This window comes from Lederbergia sp. NSJ-179 (assembly GCF_022867885.1).
In the GTDB taxonomy this organism is placed as follows: domain Bacteria; phylum Bacillota; class Bacilli; order Bacillales; family Bacillaceae_C; genus Lederbergia.
Window position 1 is genome coordinate 14,522 of sequence record NZ_JALIFP010000043.1, and the last position, 18,056, is coordinate 32,577.

Below are 18,056 nucleotides of genomic sequence, written 5' to 3' on the forward strand. Positions count from 1 at the left end.
GGGGTAAATCTTAAATTTTTCTTAATGTGCTTGTTGAGTGTCATTTTTTACTAGACTTTTTGAACACCCTCTTAAAAAGCTTAAGCGTGGCCATTGAGCCTTTCCTCCTGTGGCAGTCGCACCTCAAATTGTGTACGAATGACCGAGCTTTCCACAGTGATCGTGCCCCCATGTTGCTCAATAATATTTTTAGCGATGAACAAGCCAAGCCCAGTGCCCCCATCTTGGAAGGTACGGGCTTGATCACCACTATAAAACATCTCAAAGAGATGGGGTATTTCTTCAGGGGGAATCTGGTTTCCATAATTGATTACTTGTACCACAACATCCTCGGCATCCACAAAACCGTGAATATCAACATATTGGCCATCTGTTCCATAACGGATGGCATTGATCAATAAATTCTCAAATACACGAGCTAAAAGATCTCCGTCTCCGAGAATAGTCAAGGGGGATTTGAAGTTTACTCTGGCGATCAGATGATTTTTTTCAAAAAGAGGATATAATTCTTCCTTCAATTGACTAAGGAGCTCGTCTATATCCAATCTCGTCTTTTCAAGCGTAAGCCTTCCGTAATTCATTCTTGTGATTTCAAAAAGCTCATCAATCAGCTTTTCCAAACGTTGGGATTTGGTAAACGCAATCGTTGTATAATGTCTTACCTGAGCTTTCGTTAGATGCTCATCTTGAAGAATCAAATCTAAATAGCCTAACACCGATGTAAGGGGTGTGCGAAGATCATGGGCTAAATTAATCACTAATTGATCTTTACTACTTTCGGCAAAATCGCCTCGCTCCACAGCTTCCTGAAGTTTTGCACCAGCTTGATTAATATCCTCCGCAATCTCTTTAAACTCATCATTGGTTGAGATCACAACGTCACTAGTGAAATCTCCATTTGCTAATTTGTGAATGCCTTTCGAAATTTCCCTAAAGTAAGTAGAATAGGGCTTTGTCAGCAAAAAGAAAAACAAAATGGAGAGTGGGATAAAGATACATAAAAAAGCATTCACATCACCTATGGTGGAAACAACTTTTCGAAGTTGAGCCAAAGGATCACCGAACAAAACCATTGTATGATAATAAAATTGTAGTCCCTTATAAATGATATAGGTAATCAGACCTGATAGGAGCATACTTAAGCCAAATAATAGGAGCATTTTTGCACGAAAACTGCGGATCATTTTAGCCATTGAATGAATACCCAACTCCCCAAATCGTTTTGATAAAATGGTTTTTTCTTTTATCTTCTCCAAGTTTTTTTCGTAATGTACGAATATGCACCATTACCGTATTTCTGCTTTCATAATAAGTTTCACCCCATACCAGTTGGAAAATTTGTTCTGCGCTATAGACCTTCTTTGGATGACAGGCTAATAAATATAAGATATCAAATTCCTTTGGAGTGAGTTCAATATTTTCACCATAGAGCTTTACAGATCGTTGATCAGGGTCTATTTTTAACCCATTCGTTTCTATAAGGGAAATGTCATTTGCTTTTGGTTGGTTAAACTTCATATACCGTCGTAATTGGGCATTGACGCGAGCCACCAATTCCATGGGATTAAATGGCTTTGTTAAATAATCATCCGCCCCAATGACTAAACCTTGGATTTTATCAAAATCAGAAGATTTAGCACTTAAAAAAATAATCGGCATCTGATAGTCTGTACGGATTTGCAAGGCTGTTTCAAATCCGTCGAGCTTTGGCATCATAATATCTAAAATCACTAAATCGATTGATTGCGACTGAACGATTTGCAGGGCAGCTTGTCCATCGGCTGCTTTTTTGACTTGGTACCCTTCCTTTTCTAAATGGATCTCAATCAAATCGGCAATTTCCTGTTCATCATCTGCAATTAAAATGGAGGGTTTCATAATTATCCAACTCCTGTATTTTTACTTTCCCTTGCCATTCTCATGAAAATAACCTGAACTTTATTATAGTGTGTTTTTCATCATGGCTCAAATGTAGTTGAGGATTTTTCTCCTTTACGGGAATGGCTAAGAAAAAACACCTGACTTAGTAGTCAAGCGTGAATGGCAAAAATAAGAGAACTCGGATTGTAATCTACCAACGAATTATCATGAACAACCGAGGTGTGCATGCACCTCGGTTGTATCGAAACGATTATTTCTTCGTCTTCTTCTCTTTGGCATCTTTACTTTCTACACCTGTGTGGGAGACGGATGTAACGCCATACGTATATCTTTTATCAGGGTCAATATTTCGATCTGTAAAGCTTGCGGTTCCATTTTGATCATAAATGACTCCAACAATATTTTTGGGATTGCGATAATCTCCTGTTTTATTGCCTTCAAATCGATAGATGACATATTTCTTCGCATCTGTCCGTTTTTTATTATCGATTGTAATTGTAACAGTCTTTCCTTGCTTGTCCACTTCCACATTGCTCGGCTTTTTCGGTTGATGGGCTCCATTCCAAGGAGTTGCAGGTGTTAAGGCTTTGGTATTGTAAATCTCTTCATCGATTATAGCAGAATAGCCAAGGCGATTTTTTAAAATATCTCGTAAGGTAAAATGCATTTGCCCCTCTGTAATTCCGTTTGCGCGATTCTCTAAAATCTGTTCTGGAAGTTCGCGCGGGTTATCCCAAGCTGTATCAAAATTATTATTCACTTTATAATCAGCCATCCCGATATACAGATGAACAGGATGGACAAGGGCTTGTGTTTCCACCTGCCTGCTCCACCAATCTAATAGAACCGTATAGCTTGCGACAGTTAATGGCCGAGACCAATAGATTTGAGGAGTGATATAATCAATGGATCCTTTTTGAATCCATTGGCGTGAATCAGCGAATAGGCTATCATAATGGGCATTGCCATTGGTCGCGCTACCTGTCGGGTCATCGGTTTGATTCCGGTAAATCCCAGTTGGAGAGATACCGAACTGAACCCAAGGCTTAATGGCTTTAATATTTAGATTGATGTCCTCTACAAGCTGATTCACATTATGTCTACGCCAATCTCCAATATTGGCAAATTCGCTGCCATATTGCTTATACGTTTTTTGATCAGCAAAATCCGCCCCGGGGTAAAAATAATCATCCATATGCACGGCATCCACATCATAGTTTGTCACTAATTCTTTTACAGTTTCAACTAAATAGGCCTGCACGCCAGGAATTCCCGGATCTAAATAATATTGTTGCCCATGTTGCACAACCCAATCAGGCTGCTGGTTCGCAATATGATTGCTCGCTAAATCTTCCAGACCTTGGCTTGGCATAGTGACCCGATAAGGATTCATCCAGGCATGTAATTCCATTCCGTGCTGATGGGCTGTATCCAACATTATCTGCAAGGGATCATAGCCTGGATCTGTTCCTTGTTTTTGTCCTGTTATATAGTGAGACCACGGTGCCAGTTTAGAAGGGTACAAGGCATCTGAAGTTGGCTTCACTTGAAAAATAACTGTATTAAAGTTTTTCTTTTCTAGCATTTGGATCGTCGATTTTGCCCATGCCGTATATTTTGTTTTTGTCATTCCGGGCTTCATATCAATATTGGCAACAGTCGAAATCCAGGAGGCTCTCATCTCTTGCTTTGGTGCAGGTCCAGCAGATTTTACGGGGTGAATAGTGGGTAAGAATAACATGACTAAGGGAATTCCCATTAAAAAAACCCTCCAATATTTTTTCATCCTCATCCAGTCCTCTCTAGTATTATTTTTGCTTTAGGATGGAATTCTCTATATAGGGAATAACAATCCAATTAACCGGCATCGAACCAAAAGTCGATAGCTTGTCCCACTGACACTATCTATCCTATGAATCTTTTAGAGAGGTTAGTAGAAAAAAATGTATTTTTGAAAATAGCAAAAAGTGAAAACATTTGCATTCGTGATCTTGATAAATAGATAGGTAGGAATTAACAATATTCCGACATTCATTTTGGAGATTGATTATCAAGAGAGATATTTATATACTAGTAATCATGTGTTTTTGATTTTTAAATGAGGAAGATGGGTTTTTATGAAACGATTTATCGTATTAATTAGTCTTGTTATTGTGATGAGTGGTGGAGTTTACTTTTTCAAACAGGATGCTTTTGCAACAGAGAAAGTTTACACTTCACTTTCATTCATGGAAAGGGGCGGGCTGGAAAAGACGGTGCCTAAAGGAATCACTTTGCCAGAGTTAGGAATTCAAGCGAAGTCTGTCATTTTGCTTGATGCGGGTACCGGTCATGTTTTGTATGAGAAAAATAAGGAGCTTGCTTTACCGCCGGCAAGTATGTCGAAAATTATGACAGAGCTGCTTGTATTAGAGGCGATTGAAAACCAGGGAATAAGTTGGGATCAAGCTGTAACCCCAAGTAAGTACGTATTTACAATTGCTTCGATACCGGGATTGGCTTCGGTTTCTTTACAACAGGATCAAACGTATACAGTCCGCGAGTTGTTTGAAGCGATGGCCATTCATTCTGCTAATGATGCGGCGATTGCCCTAGCCGAAACCGTGGCAGGCAGTGAAAAGGAATTTGTTGAGCAGATGAACAATAGAGCAGAGCAACTCGGGTTGGACCAGACCCATTTTGTGAATAGTTCTGGTTTAAATAACCAAGATTTGGGGGCTTATTTTTCAACAGGTGGGCCGAATGATGCGAATCTTATGTCAGCCCAAGACTTAGCACGTCTCGCTCAACGTCTACTGATTAAATATCCGGAAATCCTCCAAATTTCTGCGGAGCCAACCCTTGTTTTTGGTTCACAAACGTATAAGAATACCAATCTGATGTTGCCCGGGATTGGGTCCAGTCTTGAGTCTTCTGGAGTGGACGGGCTGAAAACAGGCTTTACAGATGAAGCGGGCTATTGCTTTATTGGAACAGTGGAACGGGGAGATACTAGGCTTATTTCGGTTGTGATGGGAACAGATTCGATGATCGCTCGATTTACAGAAACGGAAAAACTTTATGATGCGGCATTTTCTTTGATAGATACGTGACAGGCCATTATTTTCGGTAACATCTTTTTGGTTACTGTTCGCACCCTAACAGAAAATAGGCAAGTCAAATAGCCCCCAGTATTCAGAACTATTTTTCTGAAATCGGGGGTTTTTCACGTTCACGACGAAAGATTTCTGCCACACCTTCATATAAATTTTTCTCTTGTGACTCTAGAGTTGCCATCACAGTCATCCCATCGCCAACATACCCTAGGCATTCAAAACTTCTAAATGAAATCACTTGCTTTTGTTTTCGCTTGAAATTTCTGGCTTTGCGCTCGCGCAAATTATTATCTGATGGTGCTCGGTGGTCATGTAGAAACAATAAACGTCTCCATTAAGAAATAAATTAAGATATTCATATATTGACTTGAAAGGAATGAAGTTAATCATCCAATAATCTAATATGGGAGCTATACCCATTAGCAGGTATAGTACACTACTATAGTGAGTAAGAATGTTTTTAACCATTAAAACTGAGTAGTCAGATTTTTCGGAACTAACATCACCAGTATTTTTGTATGTGTTAGCCGTTGCTGTTGTACTTGTATTTTTTGCCGCAAGTGAAAAATTTGTCTTCCCCATTAATTGATAAGCAATATCAAATGAATAGCTTTTTATGTATGCGCTTCAAATAGTAGGAAACACAAACAGTAATAACCCCAGACCTAAAACAACTTTACTAATTTTATTTTTCATTTTACCCCCCATAATTGCAAATTTTAGGCGCCTTATATTGTATATTACCTGAAAATAAAAATAAGGCAGTCTATTTTGACAAAAAATACACATTAATTTATATTAAACTTAAAAATGTAAGGAAGAGAAGCTATGACAATTATTTTAAAAGCGTTTGAAATAACGAAAAGTTATACTGGGAATCATATGGAAAATGTATTACAAAAAACTAACCTATCTTTTGAACAAGGAACAATAAATGTTATTAAAGGAAAGAGTGGATCGGGAAAGTCTACTTTTCTTGGTATTCTTGGTGGAATGGAAAATCCAAGTAAAGGAAAGGTTTATTATAAAAATGAATCTTTCTATGATTTACCTGATTCAGAGCAGGCAGTAATAAGAGGAGAAAAATTTGGTTTTGTTTTTCAGTCGTTTCAACTAATCCCTGAGTTGACTGTTAGAGAAAATATCGAACTTCCATTAAGGTTTATTCACAAGAAAAACTCAACTTCTGAAATAAGGATAGAAGAACTTGCGAATGAATTGGGTATAATTTCGCAACTAGATAAACGACCAAGCCTTTTATCAGGAGGCGAACAACAAAGAGTAGCTATTGCAAGAGCTTTGATTACTAATCCAGAAATTTTGTTTGCGGATGAGCCTACCGGCAACCTTGATGAAACTACTTCAAAAAGTATAGTCAATATACTAACAAAATTAAATAACGAAAAAAACTTAACATTAATTGTCGTGACACATGAGCAAACCCTTTTTAATGCCCCCCATCTCTTATATTCATTAGAAAATGGGTTGTTGGAGGTTTCTTATAATAATGTTTAATTTAGCTATCAAACTATTACTATCGCGAAAAAACTGGCTTATTTTGATGGTGTGTAGCTTAGCTATTATTATTTCGGCTCTAACCTCTATTTTTTCCTCATCTGAAATTATAAGGACTGGTTTATTGGAAAGAGCATATTCTCAATATGGACAACATAGTGGAATTCTAATTGGTTTGAATGAAACCAAAAATGAGCTAGAAGATAAAACAAAACAGGTAGGGGAATTTCAATTAGTTGATACGTATTCCTTTTTAGATAAAAAAGCAACAATTGGTTGGATGGATCAAGATGCGATTGATTTAAGTTATATAAATGTGTTGGAGGGTCACTTTCCCGAAAAAGTGAACGAAGTTGCAATAGAATCGGCATATCTAAATTATATTGATCCTGCATGGCAAATAGGGGAATCTAAAACACTTGTAGGTGAAAATCAACACTGGGAAGTAAAACTTGTCGGTATCCTTTCGAATTATTCTTCCAAATGGTCTGTACCTGATGAAGTAGAAAAAGGTGTGAGTGATTTCCCTAATATTTTTATCCATGAGAATAGCTATAAGAAAGAACCAAAAACTCATCATTTTCTTGTCTATTTAGGAGATGGGAAAAATACAACGGTTGGAAAGATGGAAAACCTTTTAAGTCAATATGGTAATAAAGGCTATATAAATGATCAATTGTTTTTTAAAGGTTTAAAAGATTATGCTTTAGTATTGTTTTTGTCTATTAGCTTTCAAGTTATTTTATTTTTGGTTGCTTTCTTTTATATACATGCAGCTTTTTCTTATTTTAATAAAGAACAGATGAAAAAGATAGCTATTTTAAGGGCCTTAGGCCTTAAATATGGAAAAATATATCTTTTATACTTTTGGCAATGCCTGGTAATATTTTTATCGAGTCTCGTTCTTGCTATTCCCTTACAAAGTTTCTTTCAATATCTCATGATTAAAATCAGCTTTAAAGAGGCTTTAGCAGTAAATACACAACTTCAAAATGTATATCTCATAATAATCAGCTGTCTAATTCTAATGTTTCTGTCAGTATTCTACATTTCATGTAGACCTGTTAGAAAAAACAGATTTCTTTCTGTTAAAACTTTAATGAACAATCTTCCTAAAACAAATTATTTAAATCCAATTGAAAGAAAACTAAGTAACTTTGTCTTAAAGCAATTAGCAAAACAATTATTTACATGGCCTAAGCAACTATTCTATATGGTGGCAATGATTTGTATTTCTATTTTAGTGCTCATATGCTCTATTATCACTCAAAAGGAAATAGAAGGTATCTGGAATCTCAGCTCGAGCTATTATTTAAGCGCTCAACAGGGATATGGATGGGAAACTATTGATCATATGCCTGTGTTATTAAATCAAGGATTAGCATTTTCTTCGGAAGATGTTGATGAATTAGAAAATCTTCCTAAAGTTAAGTATATCGAAAAGAAGCCTTTTATGGATAATGTTGTCCCTTTCATCCATTCGGAGCAGATAATACCATTGATTCACCCGTGGATACAAGAGGTTAAAGGAAGTGCTGTTAGCGATGATAAGCAGATGCTTACCAATATTACTTATCAAATAATTGATTCAAATGAATTTGACCAAATATATCCAAAAGGGAGTTATAAGGATTTCAAAGGAAAAATCTTATTATTCATTCCCAATGAAGATGAAACAATTACTTCTGGACAAAACAGTCTTATTGGAAGTAATTTTTATTTCAAGAAATGGATGAAAGAAGAGAATGTACTCAATAAGATGGAGGAAGAATTTGAAGTATATGATGTATTGACTAGACCACTAACTAAGCATGTACCTGGAATTGAGGATATACAATATGACGATTTAACTATCGTATTTGATAAAGAGACAATGCAAAAGTCAAATCTTTTTCCAGGGTATATTGAGTTAGAAATATTTTTAGAAGATAATTTAACAAACAACCAATATCAACTTATAGATGATAAAGTTAGTCAGTTAATTGCCACGATACCGGGAAGCTTATTCCAAAATATACCAAAGCTCATACAAGAAGATGGGCAATTAGCGCCACTTGTAGCCTATCTTGGTAAGTTCACTTTTATAATATCGTCACTTTTAACCATCTTAAGTCTGATTATGATCTTATTTAGCAAATACCAAATGCAAAAAAGAGAGTGGGGAATTTATCTATCATTAGGAATGACAAAAAAAGGAATCTTTTATTTTTTAGCAATGGAAATGTTGTGTTATTTATTTATCTCGACAACAATTAGTACAGTTATTTTTTTGATATATACTCGTGTTCTCGATATAGTTTATCCCATGCAATATTATTTGTGGTATTTCATTGCTATAGTATTTTTAATGTCGTTATTTTTGCTGGATGGAAGTTTCATAATATATAGGAAAATAACAAAAAACTCTATATTTTCAATGTTACGAGAGGTTGAATAAACTTTCCTTAAGGTTTCGGTATACCAATAATAAAGTAGGCGAAACATACACCTTGAATTTGATGCATAAACATGTTGTGAATTTCAAACTCCCTTTTTGCGATAATTTAGTAGGTTTGACAATCTTGCCCATAGCTATTACACTAGAGAAAGATCATTTAATACGAATTCCTCGCTAGGTGAGGCTCCTATGTGGAGATATGCTGCTGCCCAGAAATGTCGAAAGACTCCAATGGGTCAACAGAAACCATCGACTTAAGGTGGTTTTTAATGTAGCTGGATGAATGCATCCTATGCCCCATAGTGCTAAAGCTCTGCGAAGGAGGTTTATTCACTATAAAATAAACTCAGGCTACATTCGCCACCTCCCGTGGCAACGTCTGAGTAACCTGGATCGTACAGGCCAGATTGTTGAACATCCTTCTTTGTAGAGGGGTGTTTTTTATTTTTGCGAGGATTCTCCATCTAGGATGATTGAAGGAGGTGATGGGGATGGCTGAACCCCCTGGAGGTAGACTGTATAAACAAAATCAAATAGAGATCCCCTCATCTATGGGAGATCATCTTTAGAAGGAGGTCCTTAATATGAACCATGTCGTTTATGAGTATGAAACAACAGGAACATTAATGAAACAAGGATACATTGCTTTGCAAGAATCCTATACAGTGGAGCAAGCAATTTTTCATTTGCGTGAACAGGTACAAGGGAAAAAGAATATTCATTACGTCTATATAATTGATCAAGAGCAGCAATTAACAGGGGTTTTATCAATACGTGAATTATTAGCAGCCACCAATACAGATGTGATTGCGGATATTATGAAAAAGAATCTTGTTTATTTTCCGGCAAATTTAGACCAAGAAGAAGCAGCGAAAATTTTCCGAGATAAAGATCTTGTTTCGATTCCCGTCGTGAATAAATGGAAACAATTAATGGGGATTATTCATGTAGAAGATATTATTGATGTGATTCATCAGGAGGCAGATGAAGATATCGGAAAGCTAACCGCCTCTGGGAAGGAAATTGATTTTCATACAAACCCGCTTGTGGCAGCCGGCAGGAGGCTTCCATGGTTAATTTTGTTATTATTTATCGGGCTTATTTCCGGGGGAATTATTGAAAGTTTTGAAGAAACATTAGAAGCGGTTGTCGCTCTTGCTTTTTTCATGCCGATGATTGCCGGAATGACCGGAAATACAGGCACACAATCTCTTGCAGTCGTTGTTCGTGGGCTTGTATCAGAAGAACTTGATTTAAAAAAGGCCTCTAAACTTTTGTGGAGAGAGTTACTAGTAGGGGTGATTATTGGACTCACTTGTGCGATCATCATTGCAATTGTCGCCTATGTATGGAGAGGAAGTTTGATGCTTGGGTTTGTTGTCGGTGTCTCTCTCTTGGCCACGTTGATTATCGGAACCCTTGCTGGAACCATTATCCCGCTTATTTTATATAAGTGCAAAGCAGATCCTGCCGTCGCATCGGGACCGCTAATTACAACGATTAATGATATTTTATCTCTGCTTATATACTTTGGCATCGCGACCATGTTTATTTCTAAAATTGTGTAAAAGTTATTTTCTATTATTGTTGAATTGGCATATACTTTGTCTATGGAGATAGGTCTTATGTGCGGCAATTGGTCCTAGAAGATCAGCAATTGGGTACGGAAGTTCAGCAATTGGTCCGGAAAGTCCGGCAATCAGGTCAGGAAGCTTCAGCAATCTGCCCCTGAATTCCAACAATAAGGATTGAAGCCAAAGCCAAAACATTAATATAGTAGATACAGAATGAGGGCGCTTGCCCAAAAATAGGAGTTTTTAATTGTGAAGGAACAGAAGTATGATCAATTACTTGGGATTGAGACTACTGGTACACAGGAGTGGTCTCTCCATTTAGCACAAAATCACCCGTATGAAGCGACACCCTATCAGGCATTAGACGTACTTTTTCATGAATATGAATGGACGGATAAGGATCATTTCGTCGATTTTGGTTGTGGAAAAGGTCGCTTTTTATTTTATCTTCATCACCGCTCCGGACTATCGGGAACAGGCATCGAGGTCAATAAGAAGCGCTGCGAAGAGGCGGAGTCCAATCTACTGCGTTATCGCGAGAGGAACAGCGGCAAGCCGGATTCCATTCAGTTTAAATGTTGTCCAGCAGAAGCCTATGAAGTGGATTCACAGGATAACCGCTTTTATTTCTTCAATCCCTTTGCTGTTCCTATTTTTAAAAAGGTGGTTCGGCAGATCCTTGCTTCTGCGAAACAACATCCACGTTCTGTCGATCTTATCCTTTATTATCCATCCACAGATTATCTGCAATTTTTAGATATTCATACATCTTTCGAAATTTGGAAGGAAGTAAAAATACCAAGGTGGTATGAACGGAATAAGAACGAGCGGTTTGTGATTTATCAATTCCATCGATAGGAGAAAAAATAGGAATGAAATCCTCTTCATATATGGTAAAATGTGAATACCTGAACTAAGAGTTAGATGGTTTTGTGGATGATTTTCTATTTTTATCATTATTCTGTTTGCTTCAACATCCCTGTTGGTCTGAATCTATTTTACTAGTTGGGAGAGAGTATCATGAAGATTGTAAAATTAACATCTGAGTATTATGAGGAAGCAGCTACATTATCGATGTATGCCTTTCAATATGAGCTTTCAGCGGAAGAATTGGAAAAGCAGAAGAAAAGGATGGAGGAACAGCATATCCTTGGTATTTTCGATCAGGGGAAATTAGCATCAAAGCTAATTATTCTACCTTTTGAAGTGTACCAACAAGGGAAGCGCATCCCAATGGGAGGGATTGCCGGTGTTTCTTCCTATCCAGAATATCGGAGAAAAGGCCATATTAGAGGTTTGATGACAACCGCTTTAGAAGTGATGAAAGAAAAGGGACAGCTTTTGTCGTTTTTATCTCCCTTTTCGATTGATTTTTATCGTAGATTTGGATGGGAAATTTCTGCTGATACCCGCTATATGACGATAAAAAAGGTGGATCTATCGATTCCGGAAAGTAAGGGTAGAATGGTTCGTCTAACGAAAGGAGAATATCATTCAGATCTTAACGTGATACATGAGCAGTATGCCCAGAATTATTCAGGAATGCTTGTCCGTAAGCAGACTTGGTGGCTGGATCATTTGCAATCTCTTATTCCTGCCATCTATTATTCTCCTGAGGGTGAGCCTAAAGGCTATCTGCTTTATCATATAAAGGAAAATAAAATGAAGGTGGCCGAATTTATTGTGCTTACCCATGAAGCTAGAAAGGGCTTATGGGCTTTTATAGGTCAACATGATTCTATGGTAGAAGAGGTCGAAATGTCGACTTCACTTTCTGAACCATTGCCTTATATGTTGAAAAATCCACGTGTGAGAATGGAAGTGGCCCCTCACTTTATGGCGAGAATTGTCGATGTTGAAGGTTATTTACAACAATTTACTTGGTCATCAACCATACAGGAGCCAATCAAAATTCAAGTGGAAGATCCGATTGCCTCGTGGAATAATGGGATTTTTGAGCTTTCCCAATCAGGAGTTCAAAAGCTTGCAGAAGAGGACATGGTAGATCCAGATATTCAACTTACTGTGAATAGTTTAACGGCCCTCTTGCTTGGTTATAAAACGGTCAAGGAATTGGTAGAGATCGAGATGATCCAGGGGCGTCCAGAACAGATCACACAACTGCAGAGTGTTATTCCAGCGCAATCCACTTATTTTCCAGATTTCTTTTAACTTTATTCAGCAGAAGCTTAGGGGAGCTCGAACCCCACGCTGAAAACGCGACATCAATCGCTGACCAACAACGTGTTGGTCCAAATTGACACAGCATAGTCACATTCTGTAGAGCGGTTTCATGTTAATATATATAGTTAATAATGTTCAACCGGAAAAGTTGGAAGTAAAGGACGGAGAGTGTGATAGAGGTGGAATCAATATCGGTTGAAAAATTGGTTCGAACTTTTTCATTAGAGGTTTTAGCGGGTGCAAGCCAACTAAATAGAACCATCTCAAAATCAAAAACGCATTGTCCAGGATTGGAATTTATCGGATTTTTCGATTTTTTTCCAATGGAGCAAGTGCAAATATTAAGCGAAAAGGAAGTGACCTATCTGCATAGCTTAACCCTGGAAGAAAGAAAGCTGCGGATTGGTAATATTGTAAAATACCACCCACCCTGTTTTATCGTGACAGATCATTTAGAAGGGCTAAAATATTTAAAGCGTTATTGTGATCAAGAGGGAATCCCCTTATTGCGTACCCCCGAAAGCGCAATTGAATTTGTTGCGAAAATTGATAGCTTTTTAACAAAATCCCTTGCAGAAGAGATCGCGATTCATGGTGTTTGTCTGAATGTCTCAGGGATGGGGATATTATTACGTGGGAAATCAGGAGTAGGTAAAAGCGAGACCGCCCATACTTTAATTGGCCGCGGGCATCGCTTAATTGCGGATGATATTGTGGTCTTGAAAAAGTTAAGCCCACAGACCGTGCTAGGTACACATAATGAGACAAATCGAGAATTTTTGGCTTTACGCAGTATTGGTTTATTAAATGTCGTTCGCTTATATGGGAGAAGGGCTTTTCAGGAGGAAACAAAAATTTCTCTGGATATTGAATTAACGAAATGGAAAGACAATGCTTTAAACAATGAATTAGAGATGGATCCTAAGTATAAGGAGTATATGGGTGTTCGGATTCCGCATGTGGAAATCCAACTTCAACCTGGTCGCGATGTAGCGGGTCTCATTGAAGCTGCAGCCAATAACTGGTATTTAATGCAACAAGGGTACAGCGCAGCAGAAGAATTTATCCAAAGAATCGAACATTAAAAGCAGGACTCAGGAAAATAGATCGTATCCATGTCGGGCTTCCTTTGTGAAAAGGAAGCCCTTCTCTTTTCTCATTTCTGTCAATTGGCGGAGATGTGAAAAGTAGGGATGTTATTTGTCCCTGCCTTTTATCATTCCTGATTTTGTTGTTCGTTCTGTTTCATTGTTTCATCAAGACCACTGAGTTCTTCTGAAGCCTCTGTCTGATATTGAGCATTTCTTGGTGTTGGGCTCGGGTTTGCTTTCGTTTCCTCCAACACTTCATTAGCCATATATTTATGGAAGAAATATTCTACAATTGTTATGCCGACCGCAGCAATTAAAGACATGGTGAATACCCTTCCTATAGTCAAGGCGTCACTCATCATCCAGATAACAATTAAGGATAGACCGAAATCAGCGGCAGTCGCGACACTGTTATTGGTTCTTGGCAAAATAAGTAAGTCTCCGATTAGATAGGAAATTACTCCTAACGTTACGGTAATAAGGAGTACATTGCCGAATGCCATTCCATACATTAATCCCAAAACTACATACAAAAGGGCTAGGCTTGCAATAAATTTAATGGCAATAGCCTTTAAATGGTCCATAATTTTATCAACTCCTTTAACTTTATCTTTGCTTATATCCCTATTTTCTATTCATCATGTAAAAGATTGACAAAATCAATGGAAAACTTTGTAGAGCGTGTTCAAAATCAGTTTTATGTAAAAACTATAGTGATATCCATGTTTTAAAAAAACACGAATGATTTTGTGGTTAGGAACTTGTTTATTCGTATTTATGGTGTATAATAAAAAAGTCTTTTAAGGAGGTAATATTCGTGTTTAACACCCAATATGAAGAAATTAAACGTATAGCAGAGCATATATTTCAAAATCCAGAATTGGGCTATAAAGAGTTTAAAACAAAGGAGACCATTGTAAATTTTTTAAAAAAAGTGAATCCAGACATCGTCTTGGAAGAATTTAGTACAACCGGTTTTCGGACAAGTTTAGGGGAAGTGAAGGACTTAAAAGTTGCCTTTATTGCAGAATTAGATGCTGTCTATGCTCCGACACATCGAAATGCGGATCCTGAAACCGGAGCGGCCCACAATTGTGGTCATTATACCCAAATGGCGATTGCCTTGGCGCTCTATAAATATTTATTCCAATCGAAAGTATATGAGACATTTGATTATCAACTCGTTTTTGTATTTGTACCAGCCGAGGAATATTTAGATCTGGCCTATCGGAACAAGCTATTACAAAAAGGGACGATCTCCTATTATGGTGGGAAGCCAGAAGCAATGCGACTGGGTGTTTTTGATGATATTGATTGTGCCATTTGCGTCCACGCAATTGGCGGAGAATTTGAAAAAAGAACCATTGACATTAACACCGCTTTAGCCGGATTTCTCTATAAATATTATGAATTTAAAGGCAAAGCTACTCATGCTGGTTTTGATCCATTTTCATCAAAAAATGCTTATAGCATGTCCACGCTTTTTAATGTAGCGGTCGGTTTAGCCAGGCAACAAATGAAAGAGAGTGAAATGGTTCGAATAAATCCAATTGTGATGGAATCCGATATGTCGACGAATGTGATCCCCAATCGGATTGTTGTTGGCACCGATTTACGGGCTCAATCCGTTGAATATATCAAAGAAGCTGCCGCAAAAATGGATGATGCCGCAAGAGGAAGTGCAATGGCCCTTCAAGGAGAAGTGGATATTCAGACGCAAATGGGTTATTTGCCGTTCAAACAGCATCGTTATCTCTCCGAGTTTGTAAGGGAAACGTTTGAAAATAATGAGAAGATTGATGTTCTTCTAGATGATAATGCGATCAGTGCAGGTGGGGATATTGGTGATTTATCTTTTATGATTCCTTGTATTCAAATCGGCCATAGCGGTTTTACGGGGACGATTCATGGGGATGATTTTATCGATATCGATCAGGAGTTTTTATTTGAAATCTTTCCTGAGTTTTTATCACAAGTTTTAGTGAATATGAGTGGAAAGATCGATAAAAGTAAGTTATATAAACGCACATTTTCAGAGTATGAAGCATTACTTAACACCATTGTAGACTAACAAGGGAGTGGCATCATGAAGCGAAATTTTCTCTTTTTACTGATCTTTGTTTTACTTGTAATTGCGATTGCGGAATGGATTGGTTTTCAATCCATTCCTATTGGGAAATTTAATATTGGCTTATTGCCACTTGTATTTGCGATCATTATCACGATGATTTTGGGTATTCAATTTTTCAGAAAAGGCATTATAAAGAAAATATATAGGAAAGAAAATGTGAATTTTGCGAGTAAGTATTTGATTTTTATTATGTTGCCTTTAATGGCAAGATATGGGGCAGATGTTGCACCGAAATTAAAAGAAATCTTGAGTATCGGCTGGGTCTTCCTCATTCAAGAAATCGGGAATCTTGGTACGGTTGTTCTTGGTCTTCCGATTGCGCTTTTGATTGGGTTAAGACGAGAGGCAATTGGGGCCACACTGGGAATTGGACGAGAAGGGGAACTTGCTTACATTTCCGAAAAATACACGTTAGAATCCCCAGAAGGAAGAGGCGTTCTTTCCCTTTATATCATTGGGACTTTATTCGGGGCGATTTTCTTCAGTGTTTTTGCTCCTGTTTTATTGGATATGGGCTTCCGTGTTGAAGCGCTCGCTATGGCGTCCGGAGTCGGTTCAGGAAGCATGATGACGGCCGCTTCCTCTTCATTAGTGGCTCGGGTACCGGAGCTGGGGGATACAATACGTGCTTACGCTTCCGCCAGCCAATTGTTAACAAGTTTCTTAGGCACTTTCACAATGGTTTTCCTGGCAGCACCATTGCAAAAGTTTATGTATAAAGTCTTCATAAGAGGTGACAAATGATGGGGAAGTTATCGAATAAGTATGTTAAATATAGTCTTGTCCTGCTTATGAGTGTAGCTTTAATTCTTTTTGCACAAGAAATAAAGCTATTAAAAAATCCTGAATCCACTCCGATTTCCTTTATGACGATTGCAGGTCTCATTGTACTCTGGGCTTTTTCGATGATTGGAATTCTGATTTCAGCCCTTATGCAAAAAGTACCGGTGAAAGTAATCCGTGATTTTCCGATATTAGGATGGGTTTCGATTGTCTCCCTTGTTCTTTGCATGGTTTCTGATTTCTTCGTAGAGGCTATCGCAGCTGTCGATTTCCTCTCCATTACAACGCCGATTCTAACCTTTGCAGGAATTTCCGTTGCTGATCGCCTTGTGGATCTCCGAAAAACGTCTTGGAAGGTCGCGATTGTCGCTGTCTTTGTTTTTACAGGGACATATGTTGGCAGTGCTCTGCTTGCTCAATTTGGTTTACATGTATCGGGAAATTAAAGCTGTGGAAATGGCTAACGGCTCTGAAAAGAGAAATTTAAAATAAGGTTATAAATCAATGAATTTAATTTTATCAAATGGAATTCTTGAAGATGGGAGTCTATAAAAAAATGACTTCCATCTTTTCGTTTTTATATTGGTTACAGATGCTTCGATCGCACCGCTTTTATTGGGCTGGGGCGACAGATCTGCGGATTGGGGTCGGCTTTGGAGCTGTCTATCATTCAGAAGATAAAGTGGAATTATCGGCGCGTGAAGCTTATATTAGTAAGGCTCTATACATTCCAGAGGACAGAAGGATTGTATCGAGCTTAGGAATGGGGTACCCGGAAGGAGAGCAAAAAGAGAAAAAGATGTTGAAGGAGAAGAAACCGCCTTCTTTGATAAGTTTAGAAATATCCCAGAATCGCAAGTGTTATGAATAAAAGTAATGAGAGATTGTCGAAAGATAACAGTTTATCATCTTTGTATTTGAGAGTATACACATTAAGAAAGATGTAAATTTTGTGTTCAGAACAAACTAAAAAAAGAAATACAATAATTATATTATTTTCGAAGGAATTTTTAATAAGATATAGAATACAGTATAAAAGGGGCAAAGTTAATATTAAAATGGAGCGTAGATAATATGAAAGGTAAGAATAGAAATATTTTAGTAGGTGTGATCTCGACAATAATTGTTGTTTTTCTAGTATTTATTGTTATTGGAATATTGACATTCGTTAGGAATTAAAATATTAAAAAGTATAAGAATCTATTGAAATTTTGGAATAAATGGTGGGAGATATTATTAATATTAACTGGACAGTCAAAAGTTCTTGTCGAAAAATTGTTGAATTTTTAAATGGAAAAATAACCCAATCATGCAATCTTATGATATCCTAATGGTTCGCACACCAGAAAGGAGATCAGATCGCAG

Annotated in this window: 16 protein-coding genes and 1 riboswitch; of the genes, 11 read left to right on the forward strand and 5 right to left on the reverse strand. The window is 37.5% G+C overall.

Annotated features, from left to right (window positions below; genetic code table 11):
- Nucleotides 1-80 precede the first annotated feature (80 nt).
- From MUB24_RS20080 to MUB24_RS20090, 3 genes are all read right to left on the reverse strand, one after another.
- Nucleotides 81-1,193, reverse strand: a complete 1,113-nt coding sequence (locus MUB24_RS20080) for a sensor histidine kinase (RefSeq protein WP_244707295.1) — start codon at nucleotides 1,191-1,193, stop codon at nucleotides 81-83.
- Complete coding sequence (locus tag MUB24_RS20085; protein ID WP_280517089.1) at nucleotides 1,186-1,878, reverse strand: response regulator transcription factor; 693 nt, start codon at nucleotides 1,876-1,878, stop codon at nucleotides 1,186-1,188. Before MUB24_RS20085 ends, MUB24_RS20080 begins: the two co-directional genes overlap by 8 nt.
- A gap of 253 nt (nucleotides 1,879-2,131) precedes the next feature.
- Complete coding sequence (locus MUB24_RS20090) at nucleotides 2,132-3,640, reverse strand: glycoside hydrolase family 10-like protein (protein ID WP_244707297.1); 1,509 nt, start codon at nucleotides 3,638-3,640, stop codon at nucleotides 2,132-2,134.
- A 358-nt stretch (nucleotides 3,641-3,998) separates the two neighbouring features.
- Between MUB24_RS20090 and MUB24_RS20095 the strand changes: the two genes are divergently transcribed.
- The gene (locus MUB24_RS20095; protein WP_244707299.1) at nucleotides 3,999-4,973 is read left to right on the forward strand and encodes a D-alanyl-D-alanine carboxypeptidase family protein; all 975 of its coding nucleotides are present in this window, start codon (nucleotides 3,999-4,001) and stop codon (nucleotides 4,971-4,973) included.
- 88 nt (nucleotides 4,974-5,061) lie between these two features.
- On the opposite strand, the gene MUB24_RS20100 is transcribed toward MUB24_RS20095, so the two are convergent.
- On the reverse strand, nucleotides 5,062-5,298 hold the full coding sequence (locus MUB24_RS20100) for a hypothetical protein (RefSeq protein WP_244707301.1): 237 nt from the start codon (nucleotides 5,296-5,298) through the stop codon (nucleotides 5,062-5,064).
- 506 nt (nucleotides 5,299-5,804) lie between these two features.
- Here MUB24_RS20100 and MUB24_RS20105 point away from each other — a divergent pair.
- The 6 genes from MUB24_RS20105 to hprK all read left to right on the forward strand — a co-directional run bounded on the left by MUB24_RS20105 (nucleotide 5,805) and on the right by hprK (nucleotide 13,771).
- The gene (locus MUB24_RS20105) at nucleotides 5,805-6,491 is read left to right on the forward strand and encodes an ABC transporter ATP-binding protein (RefSeq protein WP_244707303.1); all 687 of its coding nucleotides are present in this window, start codon (nucleotides 5,805-5,807) and stop codon (nucleotides 6,489-6,491) included.
- Complete coding sequence (locus MUB24_RS20110; RefSeq protein WP_244707305.1) at nucleotides 6,484-8,928, forward strand: ABC transporter permease; 2,445 nt, start codon at nucleotides 6,484-6,486, stop codon at nucleotides 8,926-8,928. The genes MUB24_RS20105 and MUB24_RS20110 overlap by 8 nt, the downstream gene beginning before the upstream one ends.
- A gap of 163 nt (nucleotides 8,929-9,091) precedes the next feature.
- Nucleotides 9,092-9,259: riboswitch (M-box (ykoK) riboswitch) on the forward strand.
- Nucleotides 9,260-9,512: 253 nt separating this feature from the next.
- Nucleotides 9,513-10,496 (forward strand): magnesium transporter, encoded by a 984-nt coding sequence (mgtE, locus tag MUB24_RS20115; protein WP_244707307.1) that lies wholly within the window; start codon nucleotides 9,513-9,515, stop codon nucleotides 10,494-10,496.
- A 255-nt stretch (nucleotides 10,497-10,751) separates the two neighbouring features.
- The gene (locus tag MUB24_RS20120) at nucleotides 10,752-11,360 is read left to right on the forward strand and encodes a class I SAM-dependent methyltransferase (protein ID WP_244707309.1); all 609 of its coding nucleotides are present in this window, start codon (nucleotides 10,752-10,754) and stop codon (nucleotides 11,358-11,360) included.
- A 162-nt stretch (nucleotides 11,361-11,522) separates the two neighbouring features.
- A complete protein-coding gene (locus tag MUB24_RS20125; protein WP_244707310.1) occupies nucleotides 11,523-12,674 on the forward strand; it encodes a GNAT family N-acetyltransferase in 1,152 nt (383 codons plus the stop codon).
- Nucleotides 12,675-12,865: 191 nt separating this feature from the next.
- A complete protein-coding gene (gene hprK, locus MUB24_RS20130) occupies nucleotides 12,866-13,771 on the forward strand; it encodes an HPr(Ser) kinase/phosphatase (RefSeq protein WP_244707327.1) in 906 nt (301 codons plus the stop codon).
- A gap of 131 nt (nucleotides 13,772-13,902) precedes the next feature.
- Here the strand turns inward: hprK and MUB24_RS20135 are convergent, their stop codons facing one another.
- Nucleotides 13,903-14,361, reverse strand: coding sequence for a YndM family protein (locus tag MUB24_RS20135; RefSeq protein WP_244707312.1), 459 nt, complete (start codon nucleotides 14,359-14,361; stop codon nucleotides 13,903-13,905).
- 233 nt (nucleotides 14,362-14,594) lie between these two features.
- On the opposite strand from MUB24_RS20135, the gene MUB24_RS20140 reads away from it, so the two are divergent.
- From MUB24_RS20140 to MUB24_RS20155, 4 genes are all read left to right on the forward strand, one after another.
- Nucleotides 14,595-15,848, forward strand: a complete 1,254-nt coding sequence (locus tag MUB24_RS20140) for a M20/M25/M40 family metallo-hydrolase (protein WP_244707314.1) — start codon at nucleotides 14,595-14,597, stop codon at nucleotides 15,846-15,848.
- Between the two features lie 15 nt (nucleotides 15,849-15,863).
- The gene (locus MUB24_RS20145) at nucleotides 15,864-16,652 is read left to right on the forward strand and encodes a DUF3100 domain-containing protein (protein WP_244707316.1); all 789 of its coding nucleotides are present in this window, start codon (nucleotides 15,864-15,866) and stop codon (nucleotides 16,650-16,652) included.
- Nucleotides 16,649-17,137, forward strand: coding sequence for a hypothetical protein (locus MUB24_RS20150; protein ID WP_244707317.1), 489 nt, complete (start codon nucleotides 16,649-16,651; stop codon nucleotides 17,135-17,137). The genes MUB24_RS20145 and MUB24_RS20150 overlap by 4 nt, the downstream gene beginning before the upstream one ends.
- 110 nt (nucleotides 17,138-17,247) lie before the next feature.
- A complete protein-coding gene (locus MUB24_RS20155; RefSeq protein ID WP_244707319.1) occupies nucleotides 17,248-17,562 on the forward strand; it encodes a nitroreductase family protein in 315 nt (104 codons plus the stop codon).
- Nucleotides 17,563-18,056 lie beyond the last annotated feature (494 nt).

Bases quoted from the DNA above. Each gene is read 5' to 3' on its own strand.
- MUB24_RS20080 (WP_244707295.1), bottom strand. From the start codon at position 1,193: ATGGCTAAAATGATCCGCAGTTTTCGTGCAAAAATGCTCCTATTATTT.
- MUB24_RS20085 (WP_280517089.1), bottom strand. From the start codon at position 1,878: ATGAAACCCTCCATTTTAATTGCAGATGATGAACAGGAAATTGCCGAT.
- MUB24_RS20090 (WP_244707297.1), bottom strand. From the start codon at position 3,640: ATGGGAATTCCCTTAGTCATGTTATTCTTACCCACTATTCACCCCGTA.
- MUB24_RS20095 (WP_244707299.1), top strand. From the start codon at position 3,999: ATGAAACGATTTATCGTATTAATTAGTCTTGTTATTGTGATGAGTGGT.
- MUB24_RS20105 (WP_244707303.1), top strand. From the start codon at position 5,805: ATGACAATTATTTTAAAAGCGTTTGAAATAACGAAAAGTTATACTGGG.
- MUB24_RS20110 (WP_244707305.1), top strand. From the start codon at position 6,484: ATGTTTAATTTAGCTATCAAACTATTACTATCGCGAAAAAACTGGCTT.
- mgtE (WP_244707307.1), top strand. From the start codon at position 9,513: ATGAACCATGTCGTTTATGAGTATGAAACAACAGGAACATTAATGAAA.
- MUB24_RS20125 (WP_244707310.1), top strand. From the start codon at position 11,523: ATGAAGATTGTAAAATTAACATCTGAGTATTATGAGGAAGCAGCTACA.
- MUB24_RS20135 (WP_244707312.1), bottom strand. From the start codon at position 14,361: ATGGACCATTTAAAGGCTATTGCCATTAAATTTATTGCAAGCCTAGCC.
- MUB24_RS20145 (WP_244707316.1), top strand. From the start codon at position 15,864: ATGAAGCGAAATTTTCTCTTTTTACTGATCTTTGTTTTACTTGTAATT.
- MUB24_RS20150 (WP_244707317.1), top strand. From the start codon at position 16,649: ATGATGGGGAAGTTATCGAATAAGTATGTTAAATATAGTCTTGTCCTG.
- MUB24_RS20155 (WP_244707319.1), top strand. From the start codon at position 17,248: ATGACTTCCATCTTTTCGTTTTTATATTGGTTACAGATGCTTCGATCG.